Source organism: Myxococcus eversor (assembly GCF_010894455.1).
In the GTDB taxonomy this organism is placed as follows: domain Bacteria; phylum Myxococcota; class Myxococcia; order Myxococcales; family Myxococcaceae; genus Myxococcus; species Myxococcus eversor.
This window is the reverse complement of the sequence record NZ_JAAIXY010000024.1, coordinates 77,023-99,811: the sequence shown is the minus strand read 5'-3', so window position 1 is coordinate 99,811 and position 22,789 is coordinate 77,023. Positions and strand designations below refer to the sequence as shown.

Genomic DNA, 22,789 nt, shown 5'->3' with positions numbered 1-22,789 from the left:
ACGGACGTGAAGCCGCCGCGAGCGATGCCTACCTTGTTTCGCATGCCCCTCCGGACGTTGGCGCATCTTTCGGATCTCCATCTGGACCTGAGCCCCGCCAGTGATGCCTCCGCGCGAGCGCTGCTCCACGCCGTCCAGGCCAGCCGCGCCGACCACGTGGTGGTGACGGGGGACCTGACGCACCAGGGCTCGCGCGAGGAGTACCGTCGGTTCGTCGACATCTTCGCGCCGCTGTTGGACAGCGGACGGCTCACCTTCATCCCCGGCAACCACGACCGCCCTGGCGAGGACGTGGGCGGCACGTGGATGGACGGCCTCAAGGTCCGCACGGTGGAGCGCCCCGGGGTGTACTTCGTGTGCGTGGACTCCACGGGCGAGCACAACCGCAACTACTTCGCGAGCCACGGTGAGCTGTCGCTCGAAACCGTGGAGCAGGTGGAGGCCGCGCTCGACGCCGCGCCGCGCGACGCGCTGGTGGCGGTGCTGGTGCATCACCACGTGCTGCCGCTGCCCGAGGAGAGCTTCCCGGAGCGCCTGGCCACGCGCATGGGCTGGCCCCACGCCTCCGAGCTGTCCTTGGGCGCGGAGCTGGTGACGCGCGTGCAGGGACGGTGTGACCTGGTGCTGCACGGCCACCGTCACCACCCCTGCGAGACGGTGCTGGACACGGCGCACGGGCGCCCCTTGCGCGTCTTCAACGCGGGCAGCTCCACGGACCTGGGGCGCTTCCGGCTGTTCCAACACTCGGACGGCCGCCTGCTCGGTGAGCCCCAGTGGTGTCAGTCGACGGAGCCCGAGCGGCCCCGGACGGCCAGCCACAACGTGCGGCCCGCCTTGCAGTATCTGGTGACCCAGTTGGGCATGGCCCTGTTCTGAGCTCACTCCCCTGCTCTCCAGGCGGGGGCCATTTCTCCCGAGGAAGCGAATGTCGAGGGTGCGCAGGGAGGTTCTTCCCGTGTCGGGGAGGATGCTTGGCGCGACTGGACACGGATGAAGAAAGCGCGAGACGGGTGCTCGTCGTCGATGACGACGCGGACTGGAGGGAGTTCCTTCGGCTCAGCCTGGAGGATCTGGGCTATGAAGCCACCGAGGCGGCTGACGGACACGAGGCCCTGGCGAGCCTCCGGCGTGGAGAGCGCTACGAGGTCATGCTCCTGGACCTCAACATGCCGGGCATGAGCGGCCTGGAGGTGGTGGCGAAACTGCCCCGGGGTCCCCTGCCCCGCGTCGTGTTCCTCACGTCGGCGGCGGCCCAGGACGTGGGCGACGCCCTGCTGTCCGGTCCCCACTACTACCTGCCGAAGGGCGCCAGTCAGGATCAACTGTCTCTGCTCTTGCAGTCACTTGGTGAGTGAGCGGCCGGGCATCCGAGGTTACGGTAGAGGGCTCCTGACCGGAGGGCCATCATCGTCTCAGAGCTGCTCATCATCTTGTTGCTCGTCCTGGCCAATGGCGTGTTCGCCGGGGCGGAGCTCGCGGTCATCTCCCTGCGCCGCACGCGGCTGAAGGAATTGGTGGAGCAAGGCAGCGGCTCCGCGAAGGCGGTGGAGGCGCTGCGCAAGGACCCGGAGCGATTCCTCGCGACGGTGCAGATTGGAATCACCGTGATTGGCGCCACGGCGGCGGCCTTCGGCGGCGCGAGCATCGCGACCCGGCTGGCGCCGCTCCTCGCGGGCTTCGGCTTGCCGGCGGAGACGGCGGACGAAGTCGCCCTGGCGGGCGTCGTCATCATCGTGTCGTACCTCTCCCTGGTGCTGGGCGAGCTGGTGCCCAAGTCCCTCGCGCTGAGGGCCGGGGAGCGCTACGCGCTGCTCATCGGCCGTCCGCTGAACGGGCTGTCGTGGCTGATGCGGCCGGTGGTGTGGTTCCTCACCGCCAGCTCCAACGTGGTGCTGCGGCTGTTCGGCGACAGGACGAACTTCAGCGAGAGCCGCCTGTCGGCGGAGGAGCTGCAGTCGTTGGTGGAGGAGGCCACGAAGCAGGGCTCGTTGGACCCTCGCGCGGGGGAGATCGCCTCGCGGGCGTTCGAGATGGGCGACCTGACGGTGGGCGAGCTGATGGTGACGCGCGAGAGCATCGTCGCGCTGCGCCGCCACGCGAACGCGGAGGAGATTCGTCAGACGCTGCTGGAGCACGGGCACTCTCGGATGCCGGTGTTCGAGGGGACGATGGACAACATCGTCGGCTACGTCATCGCCAAGGATTTGCTCGGCGTGGCCTGGGAGGGGCACCTCATCGTCCTGGAGGACGTGGTGCGGCCGGCCTTCTTCCTCGTGGAGACGATGCGGGCCATGGACGCGCTGAAGGAGCTTCAGCGGCGGCGCATGCAGCTGGCCATCATCGTGGACGAGCGCGGCGGCGTGGTGGGCCTGGTGACGGTGGAGGACATGGTCGAGGAGCTGGTGGGTGACATCCTCAGCGAGTCGGAGCTGCCCGAGGAGCTGGTGCTGCGCGAGAGCCCCGTGGCAGCGGTGGTGCAGGGCAGCGCCGCCATCCGGGACATCAACCGCGAGCTGGGCCTGGACCTGGACGAGGACGAGGACTACTCCACGGTGGCGGGCCTGAGCATCGCGCTGGCGGGCGGTGCGATTCCGGAGCCCGGCACCCGGCTTCAAACCAAGGACGGGCTGGAGCTGGAGGTCCTGGAGGCCTCGCCCCGGCGAGTGCGCTCGGTGCGCATCCACCTGCCAGAACCCAAGCCCGAGGAGAGCTGAGCCCTCAGGTCCGTTTGGGCCTGGAGCGTCCGGAGGACCCACCGCGCGCGGGCGGGCGTTTCGAGGCGCGCGGGCCCGCGCCCGCCTGTCGCAGCCGCCGCGCGGCGACATCCTGATGCGCGAGCCGGCGCAGCGCGATGAGCACGGGCTCGTGGACCGCCGTTCCCAGCACGGCGTACTCGATGGCGGCGGCGGCCTCCCGGGGGATGCTGGCGACATCGAACTCGGCGATGGCGCGGATGTGGGGCCCGTAGACGGCCAGGCGCGCGTCATCCAACGGAATGCCCGCGGACTCGGCCGCGGCGAGCGCCTGCTCCAGTTGGGCGACCGCGGCGAACCCAGGGTCATAGACCTGGCCCAGCTTCTCCAGCACCGCGCGAGCCCGGGGATACTCCTGGGTGGCCACGGGCGTCACGTCGGGTGGCAGCGCGGCAATCGCCCGGCCCAGCGTCGTGAAGAGGTCGTCCTCCGGGCGGTCGATGAGCGCGAGCACCTCCCGCGCCTTCTGCACACTGAGGCCCACCGTCTCCGTGAGCGCGCGAATCACCAAGATGCGCCGCACATGGGCCTCGCCGTACTCGGCCCGCGTCGCCGACGTGGCCTCCCCCGCCGGCAGGAGCCCCTCCCGCAGGTAGAACTTGAGCGTCGCGAGCGGAACGCCCGTCCGCTCCACGAGTTCAGAGATGCGCATGCACAGCCCCTTGCATTGGATACTCCAGGTATCTAGTATTGGATACCATGAGTATCCAACCCTACACCCTCATCCTCTTTGGTGCCCTGCTTCTCTCGCTCATCACCGTGGAGTCGGGCGGCTGGTTCCTGACGCGTGTCGGACGGGGCAGCATTCCCGCGAACACGCTGCAGAAGAACTTCTTCCGCGCGGGCCATGCGCACGCCGCCGTGTTGCTGATGCTCAGTCTGGTCATCCTGGTGGTGCTCGACGCGGCCCGGATGCCACGCGGCTTCGACCTGGTGGCTCGCTTCGGGGTGCCGGTGGCCGCGCTCCTGATGCCCGCGGGCTTCTTCCTCTCCGTGCTGGGCAAGGACCCCCAGCGACCCAACCGGCTCCTGGCCCTGCTGTGGATTGGAGCGGCCAGTCTCACGCTCGGCCTGCTCACGGCCGGCGTGGGACTCATCATCGCGGGCATCAACGCGACCTGAGCTCCCCTGGCCCGCACCGCCACGGGCGACGGGTGCCATCAATCACTCTCTTGATGGCTGTCTGCCAACAGCGCGCTGGCACTCGTGGACCTCATGCGCGCCTCGCTTTTCAAGAAAGGGCGAGGACAAGCAGGCATGCAAATCGCCTCGAACGCGTCATGCATTACCCAGAGGCCCCGAGGACCCTTGCTTCTGTCAATGACCCATCTCAACAGACACGCGCTCATGGATTAACCTGGAATCCGCCTCGATGAGAGGCCTTGACCGGAGCCAGACATGACACGTGCATTGGGAGTTCCCGCGCTCGCGGCGCTGCTGTTGTTGGGAGGTTGTGACGGGGTGAATCCCGAGGAGGCCATGGGGTCCCTGGGCGAGCTGGGCATCCATGAAGGAGCGGTGGGTGAGCTGGACTTGAGCGTCGATGCCCTCGTGGCGTCCTGCCAGGCCACGGCGTTGACGCTGTCGGGTTCCATCAAGAACAACTGGACGTCGGGCATTGGAGGCTCCACGGCGGCTGTCTATGCCGGAGGCACCGGGGCGGGCGGAACGCGTCTGGGCACCATCAGCGTGCCCTTCCTGGTGGGTGGCGAGAGCTTCCCCTTCCAGCTCTCGTTCACGGTGCCCGAGGGCACCCAGCGGGTGGTGGTGGTCGCGGACGATGACGGAGTCTTCGAGGAGGGCGATGAAGCCAACAACGTCGCCGCGTTCGACTTCCCGACGCCCTGTGCGACGAATCACGGGCCGGCGGCGCTCTGCAAGAACGTCACGGTGGCGGCGGACGCGACCTGCAAGGGTGTCGCTTCGGTGGACAATGGCTCGTACGACCCGGATGGTTTCCCGGGGCCGTTCAGTGTGACGCAGCTTCCCTCGGGGCCGTTCTCGTTGGGGACGACGCCGGTTCAACTGGACGTCACGGATGGAGCGAGCGCGAACAGCTGCGCCGCGACGGTGACGGTCGTCGACACCACGGCGCCGGCGCTGGGGGCAAGCCGCGGGCTGGTCCTGACGCCGTCTGCGGGCTCGGACTACGTGCTGGTGTCCCTGGCGGACTGCGCGCTGCCCGCGACGGACAACTGCGGTGGAGAGGTATCGCTGGCGCAGACGGGCACGCTCCTGCGCGTCAGCTCCGACGAGCCGAACGATGCGCTGTCGCTGCTGCGACTGCTGGCGTGTGACGACATCAAGCTGTCGCCGGACGGCAAGTCCGCGCTGGTCCGCGCCGAGTCGGCGCTGCTGGGCAACGGGCGTGTCTACACGTTCACCTACGGGGTGAAGGACGCTTCGGGCAATGAGGCCTCGGGGACCTGTCAGGTCCGAGTGCCGGCGCTCCTGGGAAATCCGGCGGTGGACTCGGGCGTGACGTACTGCCAGGGCGCGGGCTGCCCGGCGGGGACGACGGGGCGCGGGCTGCTCTGCTCGCTGCTCCCGCTGCCGTAGCACGCACGTCGTGAGGGCTCGCCCGGGGAAGGACTCTGGGCGGGCCTGCTTGTCGTTACCGCCGAGGCCCGAGCACGATGATGGCCATGCCAGCGATGGCGACGAGGGCGCCGACGAGGTCCCACACCGTGGGCCGCTCCCCCTCGACGAGCCAGAGCCAGACGAGCGCCACGGCGATGTACACCCCGCCATAGGCGGCATAGGTGCGGGCGGCGCCCGTGGGATGCAGCGTCAGCAACCACGCGAAGGCGGCGAGACACAGGCCCGCCGGGAGGAGCAGCAGGGCCGACCTGCCCTCGCGCAGCCAGAGATAGGGCAGGTAGCAGCCGAGCACCTCGGCCAGGGCCGTGAGTACGAAGAGTCCGAAGGCGCGCGGCAACATGGGCTGAGAGTACTCGCGAAGGTACAGGGGGAGTCAGCCCCGTCGCACCAGCCGGTTCGTCCTCCAGAGATCTCTTCAGGCGCGCGCACTATGGTAGCCCCAGGAGAACTCCATGGACGAATCCCCATCCGCGCTGACGTGGCTCGCAGTGGGCCTTTTCCTGTGTGTCTGGCTCTACCTGATGGTCCTCGGAGTGAAGCGGCACTTCTTCCGCCCGCGGAGCGCACTGAAGGTCGCGCATGAGTTCATCGAGGTGCTCCGCTGCCCCAAGTGTGGCGGCAAGTACAAGAGCAATGTGGTGACGTTCACGCACACGACGCTCCCCTCGCCTGGGAAGAAGAACCGCCCCAACCTGACGTCTACCCACTTCGAAGCCACGTGCGACTCTTGTGGCGAGGTGACCCAGGTCCCCGTGGATGGACAACAATTCCCGGCGACCCACCTGCCTCCTCCTCGCCCCAGATGAGGGGACAATGCGAACACGAGCGTGTCACCACGGGTCCCCAGCAGTGACATCGGCCGCACGTTGCGAAACCGTCAGCCACGGGAATCGGGTACGCAGGTCCTCAATCACAGCATCCGAATGAGCATGGGCCCGCGCATCGGCATCGAAGAATAGCGGGTCGAGTTCAAAGACGACGCGCGTGCCGTTCAATGAGGAGTTCAGCAAGTCCATCATTGGAGTGATGATGCCCCCTCGTGAGTACATTGCCTCTCGCCGCGTCTCGCCGTTTGAGGTCTGCAGGAGAACTCGCGACGACAGTGCATTGAGGATGATGCCGTGCCCATCAATCAAGCCCCACAAGGGAGGGCCACCAGCGTAGAGGGTCATCATGTGCCGGTCGATGACGCTGAGTGAAGCCCCGCGCTCGCTGACCAATTGGAACGGAGCGTCCGCCCATGGGCAGGACAACTCGAATACAGGCCCAGGCCATATCCGAAGCTCTACCGGAATCCTCTCGGGTCCATCACTCGTCGAGGCCACGGATTCGACCGTCAGTTTGAGCAATATAGCGGCCTGTGCGCGCCGGTCTTCCCCTCCCAGATACATTCCCGGACGAGCCCGAATGGCTTCGTGCACCCGCAGCGTCTTGATGTGCATGGTCGTCACTGATGATCTCCCTTACGACGTAGCCGATACCGTTCACCGAATCGCAGCCAGAGGAACTCGTTCCGCGGATCGACGCTGAACGTCAGGCCTCCTCATAGGCCGAGCGGTGCCGGACGTTCCAGGCCTCGACGGCACTGAGTTCCCCTCCGGCTGCGCAGGTGCCTCCAGAGCACCTCCCGCTCGCCAGTACCTGCGTCACGGCGTCGCTCCCCGGCGCAGGTCCCGGTTTCCGCAGTCGGCCAGGTGGAACGTGCCCTGGCGGCTCATTCGAGAGACGACGCGGGCGCCAACGCGGGTGGCGAAATCCGAGGACCCACCGTCCCTCCGCTGCACTGACAGGCGAGTGGTGTACGCCGTCACCAGGCCCGGCCTGTCCCGCCTGTCCACCAGTTCCTCGAGGAGTTCCCGCTGGCGAGGACCCACCTCCTCGCCCGGTGGCCCGCTGACGTCGTCCACGACCAGGACGCGCACCTGGACAGCTCGCTGGAGAAGAAGCATGTCCTCCGCCTCGTGGTCGCTGGCGCGCTTCAACTGCGACCAGCTCACGTAGACCCCGGCGGACGCGTCCCACTCGGGCAGACGCTGGCCGCCGTGCGTCTCGGAGCGCACCGCGAGGCGGAAGAGGTGGCACGCCCCCACCGTCTTCCCCACTCCGGTGCCGCCGGACAGCAACAGCGTGCGCAGCCCCTCATGCAAGACGTGCTTCGCGGCGCGCAGCGCAGCCGTCTCCAGCACCTTGTCCCCGGCGAGGGCTTCCACCGCTTCAGGAGGGGCGTGGCACCGCTTCAGGTGCAGCGGCCACGCTTCGGCATGGGCGGCCTCGTGCCGGGCCCGCTCCGTCGCTTTCGCCTGCTGTGACTCCACCTCTCGCTGCTTCCAGTCGGCCTCGAGCTGGGCCAGCCCCGCCGAAGGCCGCTCACGCGCCTGGGACATTCCCTTCCGCATCAGGTCCGCCAGTCGCTGGGGCCCTTGCCGCTGGGGATCGGCTGGCGGCGCCTTCTCGTCGTCTCGACTCATGGACTGCCCAACACTCCTTCCTGAGCGTCATCGGCCCTGAGGCGATGGCCCGGAGCCCACAGGACTCGGTGCAGCCTCTCACATGCGCCATCCACGGAGTAGGCGAGGCAGGCCGCGGGCTCCCGCGGCAGGCTGCGCCCTACCCCATCACCTCCTGGAACTCGGCGCTGACGTCGTGGGAGTGGAAACCCTTCAGGCGGCAGTGAATGTGATGAGCCCCGAGATGGACTGACCGGCGGCACCCATGGCAGGAACCCATCTCTACCTGACGAGCCTCCTTGATATAGATGGAGCATGCGAATGGCTCTCATCCTTACGATTGTGACCGCAGTGGCTTGCTCGAAGTCGTCGGATGGCTCAAATGGGAAAGACGGTGCCGAAGGGAAACAGGGTCCGCAGGGCCCACCTGGCCCGGCTGGACTCACGGGCCTGCAAGGTCCAGCAGGTCCGCAGGGGCTGGTAGGACTCACGGGTCCACAAGGTCCGGCGGGGTCGCAGGGACTCGCAGGAGCACAAGGTCCGGCAGGTTCCCAGGGCCCGGTAGGACTCACCGGGCCCGAGGGGCCAGCAGGGCCAGGGGCGGCCCCGGGAACAGGATTCATCTATGTCGATGCCGATGGGAAGGAGGTTGCGAACAGCGGGACTGGCTATTGGCCGGACTCGAACGGGCGGCTCTGGCTCATCGACGCCGACAAGGCAACGGTCTACGCCTATCAGGTATCGATCTACTTTGAGCAAAGTGGGTGCGCGGGTCCGGCGTTCATCTCCGCGGGCCTCTTTCCCGCCCGTCCCTCCTCGCCATCTACACACTTATAGGGACACGACCCCCTGGTGAATGCATCTGCAATAGGATTGGCCGACCTCCCTTCTGCTTCTAATACGACTTGGTCACATCTGCGAGGGCTGCTCAGGCGGAGGCACCAGGGCTTCAATTCCAGGCAGGTCCGCCTCCAGCTTCAGTGCCAGTCGGCGCCTGACTTCCTCGTCCGCCCAGGCGCTGCCGCTGACGCATTGTTGGAGACGCTGGCGCATGGCCTCCTGCTCGCCAGCCTCCTCCATCAGCCGACCTGCCACCGGGTCGATGCTCTTGCGCTCGCCCTCAAGCAGAAGGCCCTTCACGTACCAGTCCATCGCCCGTCGCCGTTCTACCCGGCCCAGGCCCGAGAAACTCGACTCAAGGAAGCTCGCCAGCTCTCCCTCCAGTCGCTTCAACTGCCTCGGCGCCATGCAGTCGGAACACTTCGCCCACCCTCACGCATTCTTGAAGTGACCAGGTCGTATTAGCCCATGTCGACATGCGACTGCCTCACCCGGGTTTCCACGGCGCCGCGCGTCTCATCCAGGTCCTTGGCCCCATCCCTTTAAACATCTTCGGCATCGGCTCCCCGTGAGGGAGGAAGGTGAGCAGGCGTGCGAAGGGACAGCCCCGTCGGCACGCCCTGGGCCCTGTGCGGACGGTCGCTCCCTGGCCACTGTTGGCCTGGGGTGTAGAGCGACAGCAAAATTGCCCCCCTCGCGACACTAAAACCGACCCCCTCCCCGGGCCGACAACCGAGGGAGGCAGTCAGCAATGGGAGAGATGGCGGTAGTAGCCCTCCGCGCGACAGCGGAGGAGTCGATGGTCGAGCAGGAAGTCGTGCGGCGCCTTCCTGCTCGTGCGGGAGCATGCTCGCAATCCCTCGCCGACCGAGGAACGCCCGCGACGCGAGGTGGGGCACGTCGAGACGGGACGGTCTTCGAGCAACCGGTGTCCATTCCCGACGGAGCAGGCGGCGCGATGCGACTGCGGCGCATCGAGATTGAACTCGATACGCCCACCGACGACGGCGACACCGTCATCCGGTTGCTGACGAATGTCCCGGCGGAGCGCAAGCGGGCGACAACGCTCGCACGGCTGTACCGCACACGCTGGCGGATTGAATGCCTCTTTGGCCGCCTGGAGTCAGGCCTTGAAAGTGAGGTGCGAAGCCTTGGCTCGCCTCGAGGCGCCCTGCTTGGCTTCTGCGTCGCACTGGCGGCCTACGACGTGTTGGCCCACTTGCAGGCGGTGCAGACCGCCCATCCGGTATGCGAGCAGAAGCCCATCTCCTCTTTCTACATCGCGGCCGAATTGCGCGAGGACTACGGCGGAATGAAGGTCGCCGTTCCGGAAGAGGTATGGGTGCCGCACGAAAGACAGACGTCGAAGCAGTTGGCCCGGACGCTCGTGAAAATGGCAACACACGTCGACCCGGCGATGCTCCTCAAACACCCTCGCGGGCCGAAGCCACGGAAGAAGAACGGCTACGCCCCGGGCAGCGAGGTGCGCCGGCAGGTCGCGACATCACGCATCCTTGCTGCCGGCACCGTCTATTGCGTCAAGCAAGAGGTTTAAAGGGATGCCCCTCAGAGCAGGTTTCGGCGTCCGGGGGGCTTCGGCTCCTCATCATCCGCCGTCCAGTACAATCCAGCCTTCCGCTGTCTCTCGATGTACCACTGCCGGATAATAGGGATGGAGGCCACCGTGAGGGACGCCAGGGCATGGAGGACGACGACGGTCGGTGTCAGGCCGTCAGGCCAAGCCGGCCCCTGATCCGCGCTGTCACCCAATCCAGCGGCGACCAGAGCGCAGGAGATTCCCCACGCGAGGGTGGCCGCGAAGAAATGGCGCTTCACAACCAGCCGGAGGACAAGCGTGACGACCCCTACGGTTCCGAACGCGACGATGAAGTTACAGAATAGAATCAACCACTTCATCAACTCCTCCTCGTAGGAACCTGGGCTTCTTCCGCCCATCCACCCAGCCCCGGGCGGCCGCGCCGTCCGGCGTGCCGGAAGCTGATACCCCCCCGCCACCGCTCGCACGAAGCACTAAGTGGCCCTCGCCTCGCAGGAAAGCGAAGTCCTGCGTCACAAGCGATGCCCCCTCACCGCTGCCGCTTGATGCCGTTGTAGAGGACGCCATCAGGCTGGTGTGACGGACCGGGGTAATGGATCGCAGGCGGGTCACCCAAGCTGTTCGTAACGGGGGCGGCCAGGCGGACCGCGAGTCGGAGCAGTCGGGAAGGCGGTCCGCACACCCCAGGGACAGTTGGAAGAAACGCGGCTGGCGGGTGGGGTGAGCGGTCCCGTGCACGGACCGCCGCCGCGAGCGCATCCTCACCCCAGGACAGCTCCACCAACACGGAGGACTCTCCCCGCGATTGTGCGTAGACCCACCGAACCAAAGGTGACGAGTCGTCGACACGGAGCTGCCGGGCCACCTCGTCGCGGACGCTCTTCAGCACGATGGGCAGGGAGTCCCCGCCCGCCAGGAGCCGCGGCGACACACGTGTCAGCCGCACGACCAGCAGCACCGGGCCCGTCCACCCTGGCCAAAGCAGCTCCGTGGCCTGGCGCGGCCCCTTCTCCCGCTTCGCTCGCACCTGGTGGCGGTCACGGACCTTGCTCGTGTTCTTCGTGCCCACGGGCAGCACGAACTCGATGCGCGAGCGCGTCATCCCTGCCCCCGGAGCCACCCTGCACACGTGCCCTGGTACACTCGTAGCGTCAGGGGGTGCCCTTGGAGCCTGCCGATTTTCTGGTGTTCTGCGCCGGCGTGGTCGCGTGCGTCGCGCTCGTGGTGATGGTCTTGATGCTCGTCGTGTGGCGATACAACCGGACCGTCATCCGTCCACTGCTTCGGCGTCTCCACTGCCCCGAATGCCAGGCAAGTTATGGTGACATTGAGCCTGACTCTCGTCCGCCAGAGTTGCGGCCTCTCGTGAACCCGGCTCCTGGGTACAAGCCGCCACCACCACCTCCGCCAACAATCCAGGTGACGTGTCCGGCATGCGGGCTCTCCGCCATCTTCACCATGACGGGAGAGCTGCAGCGGACGCACCGCGAAGCCAGGCGCGCAGCCTGAGGCACGAAACAACCTCACCTCAGCACCACGGCCACCAGCACACGGAGACGGTGTCGCGGCCTCGCGCTCCGGCGCAGGTCCCGGTTCCCGCAGTCGACCAGACGGAACGTCCACTGGCGACACATGCGGGGGGCGACGAGGGCTCCAACGTGGGCGGAGAAGCCCGAAGGACCCACCTTCCCTCCGCTGCACCGAGAGGCCGATGGTGGAGGCCGCCACCACGCCGGGCCTGTCCCCCAACTCCACAAGGAGTTCGCCAAGGAGCAGGCCCAACTCCTCGCACGGCAGCCCGCTGACGTCCTCCGACACGAGGACGCTCTTCCGGCTTCGCGGCCAGGTGGGAAATCGCTGGGTGGAGGTGCCGGAGCGGGAGTCAGCGCCCGGGATGCTCGGGGAAAAACCCCAAGTATCCCGGGCACGTTCCTCTGCGCGCGATACAGGATTCGAACCTGTGGCCTTTGGCTCCGGAGGCCAACGTCTTCGGTGTCGAAGTTTCCGTCGCGGCGCTGAACATTCGCTTTCCTTCCTGTTTTCTGCTGTTTGTCTTTCGTCCGGGTGCCACTTCTTCCCGTTCACTCACGTTCGTTCGTGAGCTTTCATCAAAATTCTTCGGGCACTATTCGGGCGAACGCGGGCGCCCGGCAGCCGCCATGGCACGCGGCGGGGTATTAGTGCCGCTACCGGCGAACGCCTTGTCGATGGCCGCACCTTGAACGTCAAGGTCGGCCGCATGGTAGTGGTTGAGCGTCGTTCGAATATCGGCCTGGTCAGCCTGGAGCTGCGCCGCCCGCGGGTTCCCCGTCGTGTCGATGATGTGCGTAATCAGGGTACTCCTGAGGCTTTTGAAGCTGTAGCCGCCATGAATGGGGCTCACCCACAGGAGGAAGCCGCACTTGGGGCACTCGACGCTGCGCCCCACCTTGGACTTCTCCTCGTACCGGCACGTCTGCCGCCTGCAGATGCGCCGGTAGCCAGAGACGATGCCTGCGGCCTTGAGGGCACTCTTGAATCGAGCATCCGGACTGCTCGTCGGCAGCTGGCCGCCGTCCTCGTAGCAGAAGAGAAAGTTGCCGCGCCGCCGCTTGTGCATCTCCCGGAGGTAGGGAATCAACGACTCCGGGATGGACGCCGGCCTGGGCGGAGTCCGGCGCTCGCGACCGGCGATGCGCTTGGCGCGCTTGGTGGCGATGCGCCGATTGCGCCAATCGATGTGCGTCCATTCGACCTGGCGCAGCTCGGCGTATCGAAGTCCGAGGTGGGCGGCGACCCAGATAAGGTCGGCAAGCCACTGGACGCCAGCGGCGTCGCGCAACACCTCGACCTGCTCGAACTTGAGCGCTGCTGGCGTAGCCACCGGGACAGCAATGGTCTCCGTCTCGGAGACGGGGTTCCGAATCGCAAGCTCCGCCTTGATGGCCCACCGGTAGAATGCGGACAGCGTCATTCGTAGATGGCGGCGCGACTGCTGGGAGTAGCCCTCGTCCTGCTTCGTCGCAAGGAACGCCTCAATGTCCGTGGGCAGAATCTGCGCGACAGCCTTGCGACCCAACCCGGGCAGGATGTGGAGCCGCCAGCGGGACTCGGTGGACTTCCAGCCTTCGTGATGCCTGATGGCCTTGAGGTAGTCAGCGCTGGCCGTCACCAGCAGCAGCAGTCCCGGTTCGACCTCGAGGTTGTGCCGGACGCGCCATGCCTTGGTCTCGAGGTCGCGCGCATTCTTTCGCGCTTCCGTCTTGGTCCGCCCAGGGACGGCGACCTCCCGGAACTCACCGCTCGCCGACTTAATCGTCGCGGTGAATCCTTTGCGCCCGGCCTTCTTGCGGACGTAGGCCATCAGTGGCCTCGTCCCTTGGGCGGGGTGACGGCAACAGGTTTACCCACGAGCCAGCGGGCAATGGTCTCCGGGTCAAAGTAGAGAGCACCACCCCTCTTGGTGAAGGGAATCTCGCCGGCCGCCACAAGGGAATACACCCACCCATCCGACTTCCCCGCGAACTTCGCAACGTGCTCCACCAGCCACACGTCTGCAGGCAGTTCACTTCGAGGGACAGGCGTCCTCTTGGCGCGTTTTCGCTCGTCCTTCGGCCCCGTCTCGTTTGCCGGCCCCGCATCCTGATTCTCGTTACTCATACTCCCCCACCAGACCATGAGCGCCTGAACACTTTAGCAGTATTCGTGCCGATGCAAAGACAGGGGGCCGCCCGTCTTGGACTGTGGTCGCTCGTTGCTCACTCCCGGCCGTCACGTGAAACACAGACGGGCCTTGCGGCAACCACTCAGTCCTAATACCAATCGCCAGACCCGCAAGCAAATGTGACGGTCGAAATAACTTGACCGCCTTTGCCGTACGCGGGGAACCCGAGTTTTCGGCGTCCCTCCGAGCTTTCGGGCTGGCTGAGATTAGGTCGCGCGTCCGTCCGAAACACGAGACTCCCGGCTCGAAATGAGACGCTGAAACATCCAGTGTCACGGCACGGAGCTGTCTGAGGTCGATGGACACGACGCACCCGAAAAAGACGGAGGCAGACGATGACGGATAGAGCACCGTCTGCGCACCGGAGCGGTTACCGGCATGCCGAAGCGGCCGGACTTCCACTCTAAAGTTGTCGTGTGGCTCGCCGGCTATCCGTAAAACCCAGCGAGGGTGCTGCACGGACAAGATGAGCCCGGGGCGCGGGCTCTGTCAAGTCCGAGGTGCTTCGCTATACCTCATCAGCGTGCGCGGAGTGACTCTCGCCGTGCAGCGGGCACTCCGTGGCGCAACTGCAGTCACAGGCCACTGGCCGCGCGCGGCGACAGCACAGCTTCGTGTCGCGCCGGACGGCAACGAGGGTGATGGTGCGCGGGTGACGTGGGCGGCGCCGAGCTGCAGTGGCCGGCGTCATCGCGTCCTCCGGATGGAGTTCCCTGCCGGGTCCGGCTGGGGGCCGCCCTCTTCCTCTGGCGATGCCTTGTAGCAACCGCCCTTGTACTCGGCCGACATGCGGGAGCACGGCGGGGTCTTGCGCAGGGGGACCCAGCACCCGTTGTTGATGCGCACGGCATCCTCATCCCAGCACGGCGGGGTGTCCTGCCCCTTAAGTGGTTTGTCGGGCAGGACCAAACGCCGTGGTATTTCGCCAATCGGCTTCTCGCTCCAGACATCAAGCGTCGACGCCCACACGGGGTCAGTCGCTGTCGCAGGGATGAAAATGGCGGCCCGAGTATTGGGGGCGTGCTGCACTGCCGCTGGCCACACTAGCGCCAGCAGGGTTGCCGCAGCGAAAGCGCGCGGCAGCCATGGGCGCGCGCGCTCCGCAGGCGAGCGCCACGGGACCATCGTCATACTCATGACGGGCCTGGTGTCCTGCTTGCCGGACTCGAGGTGGGCACGGCCCTGCTCCTCATCGAGCGCTGCCTCATAGGCAGAGGCGGCCATGTCGAGAAACCCAGGGACGAGATCGGCACGGCCCGCCCTGTGCTCGGCAACCACGTAGTCCGGGTAGCCCGTCACCAAGACTTGCACCGCACCAGGCAGGGGCCTGTCCTTCGGGCCGCGCAGCAGCAACGCTGGCCAGCCGTGGCACTTGTCCCAGGTCAGGTGCAATAGCCCCAGCGCCTTGGCGGCGGCGCCGCGCAGCCTTGGGCCGAAGTGGTAGGGGCGCGCCGTCATTTCTTCGAACCTTTCTTCGGCGGCTCGTGCCCCGTCAGCCGGTCGGCGTCGAGGGCTAGCGCCAAGAGCTCCGCAGCGATGACGCCTTCCGTCACAGCTCCGACGGTGGCGCGCTTCACCAACTCGGCCCATCTCTCAACTCCAAGCCCCGCCGCCAAGTCCCGGACGATGCGGATGGATGTCTGGATGACCTCGGTCTGACTGTCCTCAGAGGCGACCATCGCGTCGATGTACTCGGCGACGTCCTCGTCCGGCTTGAACGTCACGACTCGCTTCTTCGCGCCGGATGGCTTCGGCGACCGCTTCCCCGGAATCACAGTGGCCCTCCCAGTCCCAGTTCTCTTCCTCAAGGTGCCTCCTATCTCGCCCGCAGGCGGTGTGCCAAGACCCACACGCACTTCGACAAGGTATTACCACGTCGCTTAAAGAAATACTTAAGCTTGACTCAGTATTACCATGTCGATACTGTCCGCTTTGTAGGGCGACGGCGGCATGGGCCCCTGAAGGGACGGCGGACGGGCGGGAGCGAGGCACACGAGTGCCGAGGACGTCGAGCAGGGCAGGACGCAGGACAAACACGGGGGAAGCAATGTCGAATGACGCAGTGGAGACGAACAATGTGGCGAAGCAGTCGCCCCCGGAGCCGAAGGCGGCGCTTGAGGCACTGCTGGCGTCCTTGGAGCACCACGGCACTCCAGCTACATGGCCGGCTGGCCTCTACGAGCAAGCGCAGCTGGCCGCGTTGCGCCAGGGCGAAGAGGAATCGGGCAACGACGAAGAAATCGTCGAGGCAGCGCGGGACGCCGCGAGGGACTTGTACGGAAGCGACGACGTCGACTTCGACAAGGAGCCCACGGTGTCCGTCGGGGATGACGGGGCCTACGTGAGCGCATGGGTCTTCGTTCCCCGCGCCTCGCTTCCGATGTGGACGGTGGATGACGCCGACGCGGAGTCCACCCCGCCGCCCGACGGCGGTCACGACGCGAGCTAGCAGCGGCAGTAGCGAATTGGCCCACTGACCGCCGTCGCTGCGCAGACGCCTGCCGGGAGCCATCCCGGCCAACCCCTCTCTCAGGAGCCGGCATGCCGCGCGACCGCAAGACACCCCGCCCCGAAGACATGTTGTCAGAGACGCCGTGCCGCTGCTCCCATGAGCTGGGAGACCACCGAGCAACCTCGCTGCGGCAGTGCGCCGTGACGGGGTGTCAGTGCGAGCGGTTCCGCGCCGCTCCGCCGAAGTAGCCCCACCACCGGGAGCGCATCCCGGCCAAACCCTCTCACCTTTGACGGAGGCTCAACATGAGCCTGTTGGCGGAGCTGCACCTTGTTGTCGACGAGCGGCAGGACCCGGGGCCCTGGCTCCGGCGCGCGCTGCTCGCCCTGGAGGCGCGCGCCTCCCAGGCGGGCGTGCGCACCTGGATGGTGGAGAGAGCCGTCTACGCCGCGCTGCTGCTCGGCGCCGTCGCGGCGCAGCACGGGCCCACGCTGGGCGCTGCGCCGCTGGTGGAGACGCTCGTGCAGGTGGGCGGGCTCTCGGTGTCCATCGGCACGCTCCTGGTGGGCGCGGAGCTGGACTCCATTTCTACCCGCGAGGCCGAGAAGGCCGCCGCCGAGGGCCGCGAGCCCGTGCGTGTCGAGTGCTCGCCCAGGGCGGCGCAGCTCCGGACGCTGCTTCCCTGGCTCGGGCTCGCCGGCCTGTCGCTGGCCTTCGGCGCCGTGGGCCTCGTTGCCTTCGGCTGGCGTTCGGCCTACCCCGCGTGGCGCCGCTGGTACCGCGCCCACCGCCCGCTCGGCCGCGGGGTGGCGCGATGACTCAGACCCAGATGGTCCTCGAGTTGAGCGACGAGGCGAGCGAGGTCCCCAGGGCGTTCGATGACGGGCGCCTCTATCTCCTGGTGGATACGCCGGTGAGGTCGAGCGGGCATCGCGACTCCGGCGTCTGCGGTGGCAACGCCGCCGACGCTGACGGCATGGTGACGTGGGTGCACGTCATCTCCAGGCCGGCCGGTGGCGAGGTGCGCGGCTACGCGAGGGTCGGGGGAGAGTTGCGCCTCCGTCTGCCCGCGTATCCGTTGGAGTGGCACGAACTGGATGCGGAGGTGCTCCATCGCATCGGATGCGCCCGCGTGGTTGCGCCATGAGCCACCTGGTCCTCACGCGGAGAGAGTCCCTCATCGCCTGCCGTGCCCTCGTGGCGTCTGTCGAGTCCCGTCCGCACCGCGCGGCGGACGCGCCGGCTCTCCGCCGCGCCCTGGCCCGCGCCGAGGGCGAGTGCTCGCTGACGGAGCTGCTCGAGGTGCTGGGCTACCAGCACTGCCCTGCCGAGCACGGGAAGCACGACGTCGTCGCCAAGTCGGGCGAGGTCGCCTTCACCGGCGCGGCCGACGAGGTGTGGGCGTGGCTCCGCGCCACCAAGCAGGTCCAGCCGTCCGCCGTCGCTATCTGCCCACTCGGCTGCGGGTGCACTCCCGTCGCGGCCTACGGGGGCTGGTGCTGCGCCTCCGCGCTGACGGACCGGGCATCGCTGGTGGAGGGAGATGTCACCTGGCTGGAGCCGTTTTGCGCCTGCGGTCGCCGTCTCTCGCAGTGCGACGGCAGCCGTCGCAGCTGTGTCTCGAAGTCCACCACCACGCAGTCCGAAGAGGTGTCGTCATGACGTACGAGGAAGCGGAGCTCTACGGCGCGAACATGTACCGGATGTGGGCCGGACAGGCGGCCAGTGAGGCGCGTGCGAAGGAAGCCGCTGTCGCCGAGGGACGGGACTCGCGGGGTCGCACGTCGAAGGCTGCCCGTGAGGCGCGGGAGCGCGAGACCCAGTTCCTGGCCAAGGCGGAGGACACGGCCCGCTACCTGTGGCTCATCACCGTGGGCAACATCGCCCAGTGGCACTGGGTCGGCACGGAGGCGAGCGCGTGTGGCTCTCGGGTCGCGAAGGCGAAGTGGGAGCGCTCCTTGTCCAACATGGAGCGCCTGCGCCCGGCCCGTGACGACGAGCCCAACGGCGACCTGGCCGAGGCGATGGAGCAGGAGTCACTGGCGCAGGAAGCCGCGTAGATGGCCACCGCGCGAAACCTCAAGGCCGCCGAGGCCGACAACGCGGCGTTGCTGGCCGAGCTGCGGCAGGTGCTGCGCTGGGCCAACCGCTACCACCACAAGGACGTTGCGGAGTCCCTGGACCAGCTGCTCGCCCAGCCCCACCCCGGCACCGCGCTGCTGGAGCGGCTGCGCACGCTGGAGGAGGCGCTCTCCGACGCCGCGCAGGACCTCAAGCTCTGGGCCGCCATCCCCAGCGTCCCCTCTGGCATCCAGAGGGCGCTTGCGAAGCGGGCCGAGGGCATCCGCGCGTTGCTGGACACGGTGAAATCATGAGCAGGCCGAAGGCGCACGAACAGCCGTGGTCGCAGGGCGTGATGCCGAAGGCGTCCAACTGGACGATTCGTCGCGCGGACGGTGCTCTAGTCGCCCAGCTCTACACGGACGACCAGACGCCAGCCGAGGCGGATTCCGCGGCGACTCTCATCGCCGCCGCCCCGGACATGGCGCGGGCGCTGCTGGCGGTGCGCGCGTTCCTTGAAAACGGCACGCCTGTTCGCCCTGGCTCCGATGTGGCTGGCGACATCGCGGCCGCGCTCCGCAAGGCAGGGGTGATTTCGTGACCTGCCTGGGCGACGTCACCACCTCCCTCCTCTCGTTGGCGCGGTACGCCCGCGAGGAGACGGACACGGAGCACCTGGCCAACGAGGTGGAGCGGCTGGCCAAGGCGGAGGCGGTGGTAGACGCAGCGCTGGTGCAGGCCGAGCGCGCGGTGGCGCTGCTCGCGCCGGACGGCAGTGACGAGACGCGGGCCACGTGGCGCGAGTGCCACGGCACGTTGACGAGCCTGCGGCTCAAGCGCGCGCAGCTCGCCGTCGAGCAAGTGTTCCTCGCGGCGGAGATTGAGCGCGAGGAGCGGTACGCGCGAGAGCAGCAGGTGCAAGCGGTGACGGGCCCGCACGCGTAACTCAATGTCAGACGTCTAGTTCATAGTCATCTACGTCAGAGGTCGTGTCCTTCGATTCAGTACCTCAGAGGTCCACCATGAGTTCCTGTGCCCGGATGTCCAATCTCCTTACCGCCAGCCGTCTCAAGGACGCGCGGGCGTGCCAGCGGCTGCACCGCCTGCGCTACGGCGAGGGGTATCGGCCGCTCGAGGACGCCGGGGTGCTGCGCTTCGGCACCATGGTGCACTTCGGCCTGGAGGCATGGTGGCGCGCCACGGGCGAGGACAGGCTGACGGCGGCGCTTGAAGCCATGCAGAGCGACGCGGACGGCTTCGAGCAGGTGCGCGCCGCGGAGATGCTCCGCGGCTACCACTACAGGTGGCAGTCCGAGCAGTACGAGGTGCTGGCGGTGGAGGCAGCCTTCGAGGCGCCGCTCCGCAACCCCACCACCGGACAGACATCCCGGACGTGGCGGCTCGCGGGGAAGCTGGACGCCGTCGTGCGCGACATGCGCGACGGACGCACCCTGTTGGTGGAGCACAAGACGAGCAGCGAGGACGTCGGGCCGGGCAGCGACTACTGGAAGCGGCTGCGCATGGACGGCCAGGTGTCCGTCTACTTCGAGGGCGCGAATGCTCTGGGCTACGAGGTGGACGGCTGCCTCTACGACGTCCTGTCCAAGCCCGGACTTCGGCCCGCGAAGGCCACGCCGCCCGACGCGCGGAAGTACCGCAAGGACGGGGCGCTCTACGCCGGCCAGCGCGAGGCGGACGAGACGTCCGAGGAGTACCGAGCCCGGCTGGTGGAGGCCATCGCCAGCGAGCCGCACCGCTACTACCAGCGCGGAGAGGTGGTGCGCCTTGAGGGCGAGGTAGACGAGGCCCTCAGCGACGTGTGGCAGCTGGGCCAGCAGCTCCGCGAGGCGGAGTTGACGGGCCGGGCGCCGCGCAACCCCGACGCGTGCCTCCGCTACGGCCGGACGTGCGCCTTCTTCGGCGTCTGCTCTGGCGAGGCCAGCCTCGACGACGCCACCCGCTTCACCCGCTCCGACGTCGTCCATCCGGAGCTGCAGCACCCCTGAGCTGTCCCACCCACGGTCGAAAGAGGAGACCGATGATGAATGCACCTAGAGGTAGCAGTCCCCCACCCCGCGGCAGTGGCCCTCCGCACCGTCCGCCGGCTCCGGTGGAGCCGTCGCGCATGACGTTGGGCGCGGTGGTGCGCGGCAAGAGGGAGACCCCGAGCCGCATCGTCCTGTACGGCGTGGAAGGCATCGGCAAGTCCACCTTCGGAGCAAACGCCCCGGCCCCCATCTTCCTGGAAGCGGAGGACGGGACGAATCACATTGACGTGGCGCGCTTCCCGTCTCCGAAGACGTGGCAGGAGATTCTGGACGCGGTGCGCGTGCTGACGACAGACAGCCACGAGTACCGCACCCTCGTCGTGGACACGCTCGACTGGGCGGAGCCGCTGCTCTGGGCCCACATCTGCCAGCGGGACGGCGTCACTGACATCGAAGCGTATGGGTACGGGAAGGGCTACACGGCGGCACTCGACGAGTGGCGCGTCTTCCTGGCGGCCCTCGACAGGCTCCGCCGCGCGAAGGGGATGAACATCATCCTGCTCGCGCACTCACAGATTCGCCCCTTCAAAAATCCCGAGGGGGAGGACTTCGACCGCTACGAGATGAAGCTCCACGCCAAGGCGGCGGGGCTCATCAAGGAGTGGAGCGAACACGTCCTCTTCTCCAACTACGAAACCTTCGCCGCGAAGGACTCGAAGACGAAGCGAGTGCGCGGTGTCTCGACGGGTGCCCGCCTCGTCTACACGACGCGCACGGCGGCCTACGACGCGAAGAACCGGGGGAATCTCCCGGAATCCATGCCCCTCTCGTGGGAGGACTTCGCGGCGGCGCTGGAGGCACAGCGGCCTGCGGACCCGAAGGCGCTGGAGGCGGCCATCCGCGAGAAGGCGGAGCGGCTCCCCGAGGAGCACAAGCGCAACGCCCTGTCCGCCATCGAGCGGGCGGGGGGTGACGCGGTGAAGTTGGCGAAGCTCAACGACTGGTGCAACGCCCGCCTGGGCGAGGTGGAGAACTGACATGCTGGAATTGGCCAATGGGAAGTACCGCGCTCGCGGTGTGCAGGGCGCGCTGGGTGTGGCAGGCACCGGAGCTGAGCAGGTGGCGGTTGAGTTCCAACTGCTCGGAAACGACGGCAGCGAGCACTACGTGGGGCAGTCCATCACCTGGTTCGGGTTCTTCGGCGATGCGTCCCTCGAACACACAATCAAGGGACTCCGCGCGTGCGGGTGGCAGGGCGATGACGTGTCGGACCTGACGGGCGTCGACACCTACGAAGTCATCCTCGTCATCGAGAACGAGACCTACCGGAATGAGACGCGGCCGAAGGTCAAGTGGGTCAACTCGATGGGCAGCGGCGTCGCACTCAAGCAGCAGATGGAGCCGACCCAGGCGCGCACCTTCGCCCAGCAGATGCGGAGGCGCATCCTCGCGCTGGAACAGGGTACTGGCCCGCGCAGCACGCCGGCCCCGCAGCAACAGCGCGGCACGCAGCCGCACCGGGGGGCTCCCCCTCCGTCCCAGCAGCGCGGCGGCAACCGGTCCGCGCCATCCGGCAGCCGGGGCGGCGCGTACCAGGACGACGTCCCGCCCCCGGGTGACGACGACAACATCCCGTTCTGAGCAGCACGCGCGGCGCTGAGGCTCGGCCCAGCCTCCCCGCGCACCCCGTGCAGTCGACGGGGCCTTTCACGGCGCTCGACACCGCGCCACGTGCCGCTCGGGAGTCTTCCCCCCGTGCTCCCGAGCGGCGCGCCTTTCCGCAGCACCAGCAGCATCACCAAGGAGGAATCATGTCGTTGGAGGCGCAGAAGAAGAAGGCCGAGGAAGAAGTCGCCGCGTGGAAGCACCCCATTGGCACGCAGGTGGTCGTCACGCGCGACAACGGCGAAGAGGTGAGAACGAAGACGCGCAGTGAGCCGTGGGTACTCGGTGGGCACAGCGCCGTCATCATGGTGGAGGGCATCAGCGGCGGCTACTCACTGGAGCGCGTGCGCCTCGGGCCGGTGAGCGGGGACGCGCGAGACCCGATGAAGTGGCAGCACCTGCAACCGTTCGTCGACCACATGCAGGCGCGGCTCGATGCCAAGGTGGCCGAACGCGGTCCCGGGGAGACCTGGATGCAGGCCGGCGGTGTCGAGCTGATTCACCAGGCCGGGCGGAAGCTCGACAAGGCCTTTGACTTCGTTTCGCACGGCGCTGACGAGGCCGTCGTCGGCGCCGCGCTTGCCGACGCCGCCAACTACGTGGCCATGGCCTACCAGCGCCTGAGCTGCAAGATGGCCACGCCGCGGGTGCCTGGCGCCGGCGGGCGCACCGACCCCTGAAGCACACGCTGTCGCAGCCGTAGCAACCCCTCTCCAACCAG

Annotated in this window: 29 protein-coding genes, 1 tRNA gene and 1 pseudogene; 19 read left to right on the top strand and 12 right to left on the bottom strand. The window is 67.5% G+C overall.

The genetic code is table 11. From position 1 onward, the window contains the following. The first annotated feature begins 24 nt into the window (after positions 1-24). The 3 genes from G4D83_RS37190 (at position 25) to G4D83_RS37180 (ending at position 2,714) form a co-directional block, all read left to right on the top strand. Positions 25-876 carry a metallophosphoesterase family protein gene (locus G4D83_RS37190; protein ID WP_163869657.1) on the top strand — a complete coding sequence of 284 codons (852 nt, stop codon included), beginning with the start codon at positions 25-27 and terminating at the stop codon, positions 874-876. Positions 877-971: 95 nt separating this feature from the next. After that, on the top strand, positions 972-1,355 hold the full coding sequence (locus G4D83_RS37185; protein ID WP_163869656.1) for a response regulator: 384 nt from the start codon (positions 972-974) through the stop codon (positions 1,353-1,355). Positions 1,356-1,433: 78 nt separating this feature from the next. Then, positions 1,434-2,714: a hemolysin family protein gene (locus tag G4D83_RS37180; protein ID WP_163869741.1), complete on the top strand. Its 1,281-nt coding sequence runs from the start codon at positions 1,434-1,436 to the stop codon at positions 2,712-2,714. A 4-nt stretch (positions 2,715-2,718) separates the two neighbouring features. Here G4D83_RS37180 and G4D83_RS37175 read toward each other — a convergent pair whose 3' ends face one another. Beyond that, positions 2,719-3,405, bottom strand: a complete 687-nt coding sequence (locus G4D83_RS37175) for a MerR family transcriptional regulator (protein ID WP_163869655.1) — start codon at positions 3,403-3,405, stop codon at positions 2,719-2,721. A gap of 47 nt (positions 3,406-3,452) precedes the next feature. On the opposite strand from G4D83_RS37175, the gene G4D83_RS37170 reads away from it, so the two are divergent. Further along, positions 3,453-3,875, top strand: coding sequence for a hypothetical protein (locus G4D83_RS37170; protein ID WP_163869654.1), 423 nt, complete (start codon positions 3,453-3,455; stop codon positions 3,873-3,875). A 276-nt stretch (positions 3,876-4,151) separates the two neighbouring features. Then, the gene (locus tag G4D83_RS37165) at positions 4,152-5,312 is read left to right on the top strand and encodes a CARDB domain-containing protein (RefSeq protein ID WP_163869653.1); all 1,161 of its coding nucleotides are present in this window, start codon (positions 4,152-4,154) and stop codon (positions 5,310-5,312) included. 55 nt (positions 5,313-5,367) lie between these two features. Here the strand turns inward: G4D83_RS37165 and G4D83_RS37160 are convergent, their stop codons facing one another. After that, on the bottom strand, positions 5,368-5,694 hold the full coding sequence (locus tag G4D83_RS37160; RefSeq protein WP_163869652.1) for a YnfA family protein: 327 nt from the start codon (positions 5,692-5,694) through the stop codon (positions 5,368-5,370). A 112-nt stretch (positions 5,695-5,806) separates the two neighbouring features. Between G4D83_RS37160 and G4D83_RS37155 the strand changes: the two genes are divergently transcribed. Then, positions 5,807-6,160 (top strand): ubiquitin carboxyl-terminal hydrolase family protein, encoded by a 354-nt coding sequence (locus G4D83_RS37155; protein WP_163869651.1) that lies wholly within the window; start codon positions 5,807-5,809, stop codon positions 6,158-6,160. Positions 6,161-6,184: 24 nt separating this feature from the next. On the opposite strand, the gene G4D83_RS37150 is transcribed toward G4D83_RS37155, so the two are convergent. The 3 genes and pseudogenes from G4D83_RS37150 to G4D83_RS37135 all read right to left on the bottom strand — a co-directional run. Beyond that, positions 6,185-6,805, bottom strand: coding sequence for an ATP-binding protein (locus G4D83_RS37150; protein ID WP_163869650.1), 621 nt, complete (start codon positions 6,803-6,805; stop codon positions 6,185-6,187). 195 nt (positions 6,806-7,000) lie between these two features. Then, positions 7,001-7,822 (bottom strand): hypothetical protein, encoded by an 822-nt coding sequence (locus G4D83_RS37145; RefSeq protein ID WP_163869649.1) that lies wholly within the window; start codon positions 7,820-7,822, stop codon positions 7,001-7,003. 918 nt (positions 7,823-8,740) lie between these two features. Continuing rightward, positions 8,741-9,049: pseudogene (locus tag G4D83_RS37135) on the bottom strand (transposase); the annotation flags it as partial. Positions 9,050-9,569: 520 nt separating this feature from the next. On the opposite strand from G4D83_RS37135, the gene G4D83_RS37130 reads away from it, so the two are divergent. Continuing rightward, positions 9,570-10,196 carry a transposase gene (locus G4D83_RS37130; RefSeq protein ID WP_163869646.1) on the top strand — a complete coding sequence of 209 codons (627 nt, stop codon included), beginning with the start codon at positions 9,570-9,572 and terminating at the stop codon, positions 10,194-10,196. A gap of 11 nt (positions 10,197-10,207) precedes the next feature. Here G4D83_RS37130 and G4D83_RS37125 read toward each other — a convergent pair whose 3' ends face one another. The 7 genes from G4D83_RS37125 to G4D83_RS37095 all read right to left on the bottom strand — a co-directional run bounded on the left by G4D83_RS37125 (position 10,208) and on the right by G4D83_RS37095 (position 15,710). Further along, on the bottom strand, positions 10,208-10,558 hold the full coding sequence (locus G4D83_RS37125) for a hypothetical protein (RefSeq protein ID WP_163869645.1): 351 nt from the start codon (positions 10,556-10,558) through the stop codon (positions 10,208-10,210). Positions 10,559-10,728: 170 nt separating this feature from the next. Beyond that, on the bottom strand, positions 10,729-11,301 hold the full coding sequence (locus tag G4D83_RS37120; RefSeq protein ID WP_163869644.1) for a hypothetical protein: 573 nt from the start codon (positions 11,299-11,301) through the stop codon (positions 10,729-10,731). A gap of 838 nt (positions 11,302-12,139) precedes the next feature. Next, positions 12,140-12,228: transfer RNA gene (locus G4D83_RS37115), tRNA-Arg, on the bottom strand. 96 nt (positions 12,229-12,324) lie between these two features. After that, positions 12,325-13,542, bottom strand: a complete 1,218-nt coding sequence (locus tag G4D83_RS37110; RefSeq protein WP_163869643.1) for a tyrosine-type recombinase/integrase — start codon at positions 13,540-13,542, stop codon at positions 12,325-12,327. Further along, positions 13,542-13,838 (bottom strand): helix-turn-helix domain-containing protein, encoded by a 297-nt coding sequence (locus tag G4D83_RS37105; protein WP_163869642.1) that lies wholly within the window; start codon positions 13,836-13,838, stop codon positions 13,542-13,544. Before G4D83_RS37105 ends, G4D83_RS37110 begins: the two co-directional genes overlap by 1 nt. A gap of 751 nt (positions 13,839-14,589) precedes the next feature. Continuing rightward, entirely contained in the window at positions 14,590-15,360 is a 771-nt protein-coding gene (locus G4D83_RS37100) for a hypothetical protein (protein WP_163869641.1), read from the bottom strand. Beyond that, positions 15,357-15,710 carry a hypothetical protein gene (locus G4D83_RS37095; protein WP_163869640.1) on the bottom strand — a complete coding sequence of 118 codons (354 nt, stop codon included), beginning with the start codon at positions 15,708-15,710 and terminating at the stop codon, positions 15,357-15,359. The genes G4D83_RS37100 and G4D83_RS37095 overlap by 4 nt, the downstream gene beginning before the upstream one ends. 239 nt (positions 15,711-15,949) lie before the next feature. Here G4D83_RS37095 and G4D83_RS37090 point away from each other — a divergent pair, with 239 nt between their 5' ends. The 12 genes from G4D83_RS37090 to G4D83_RS45700 all read left to right on the top strand — a co-directional run bounded on the left by G4D83_RS37090 (position 15,950) and on the right by G4D83_RS45700 (position 22,748). Beyond that, positions 15,950-16,351 (top strand): hypothetical protein, encoded by a 402-nt coding sequence (locus tag G4D83_RS37090; protein ID WP_163869639.1) that lies wholly within the window; start codon positions 15,950-15,952, stop codon positions 16,349-16,351. A 308-nt stretch (positions 16,352-16,659) separates the two neighbouring features. Then, positions 16,660-17,172: a hypothetical protein gene (locus G4D83_RS37085; protein WP_163869638.1), complete on the top strand. Its 513-nt coding sequence runs from the start codon at positions 16,660-16,662 to the stop codon at positions 17,170-17,172. Next, positions 17,169-17,501: a hypothetical protein gene (locus G4D83_RS37080; RefSeq protein ID WP_163869637.1), complete on the top strand. Its 333-nt coding sequence runs from the start codon at positions 17,169-17,171 to the stop codon at positions 17,499-17,501. The genes G4D83_RS37085 and G4D83_RS37080 overlap by 4 nt, the downstream gene beginning before the upstream one ends. Next, positions 17,498-18,016: a hypothetical protein gene (locus G4D83_RS37075; protein WP_163869636.1), complete on the top strand. Its 519-nt coding sequence runs from the start codon at positions 17,498-17,500 to the stop codon at positions 18,014-18,016. Before G4D83_RS37080 ends, G4D83_RS37075 begins: the two co-directional genes overlap by 4 nt. Continuing rightward, the gene (locus tag G4D83_RS37070) at positions 18,013-18,414 is read left to right on the top strand and encodes a hypothetical protein (RefSeq protein ID WP_163869635.1); all 402 of its coding nucleotides are present in this window, start codon (positions 18,013-18,015) and stop codon (positions 18,412-18,414) included. The genes G4D83_RS37075 and G4D83_RS37070 overlap by 4 nt, the downstream gene beginning before the upstream one ends. Beyond that, a complete protein-coding gene (locus tag G4D83_RS37065; protein ID WP_163869634.1) occupies positions 18,415-18,729 on the top strand; it encodes a hypothetical protein in 315 nt (104 codons plus the stop codon). After that, the gene (locus tag G4D83_RS37060; protein WP_163869633.1) at positions 18,726-19,016 is read left to right on the top strand and encodes a hypothetical protein; all 291 of its coding nucleotides are present in this window, start codon (positions 18,726-18,728) and stop codon (positions 19,014-19,016) included. The genes G4D83_RS37065 and G4D83_RS37060 overlap by 4 nt, the downstream gene beginning before the upstream one ends. Beyond that, positions 19,013-19,360 carry a hypothetical protein gene (locus G4D83_RS37055; protein WP_163869632.1) on the top strand — a complete coding sequence of 116 codons (348 nt, stop codon included), beginning with the start codon at positions 19,013-19,015 and terminating at the stop codon, positions 19,358-19,360. The genes G4D83_RS37060 and G4D83_RS37055 overlap by 4 nt, the downstream gene beginning before the upstream one ends. Positions 19,361-19,455: 95 nt before the next feature. Continuing rightward, complete coding sequence (locus tag G4D83_RS37050; RefSeq protein WP_163869631.1) at positions 19,456-20,421, top strand: PD-(D/E)XK nuclease family protein; 966 nt, start codon at positions 19,456-19,458, stop codon at positions 20,419-20,421. Between the two features lie 119 nt (positions 20,422-20,540). After that, the gene (locus tag G4D83_RS37045; RefSeq protein ID WP_163869630.1) at positions 20,541-21,440 is read left to right on the top strand and encodes an ATP-binding protein; all 900 of its coding nucleotides are present in this window, start codon (positions 20,541-20,543) and stop codon (positions 21,438-21,440) included. Between the two features lies 1 nt (position 21,441). Further along, positions 21,442-22,044 carry a hypothetical protein gene (locus tag G4D83_RS37040; RefSeq protein ID WP_163869629.1) on the top strand — a complete coding sequence of 201 codons (603 nt, stop codon included), beginning with the start codon at positions 21,442-21,444 and terminating at the stop codon, positions 22,042-22,044. A gap of 176 nt (positions 22,045-22,220) precedes the next feature. After that, entirely contained in the window at positions 22,221-22,748 is a 528-nt protein-coding gene (locus G4D83_RS45700; protein WP_205522813.1) for a hypothetical protein, read from the top strand. Positions 22,749-22,789 lie beyond the last annotated feature (41 nt).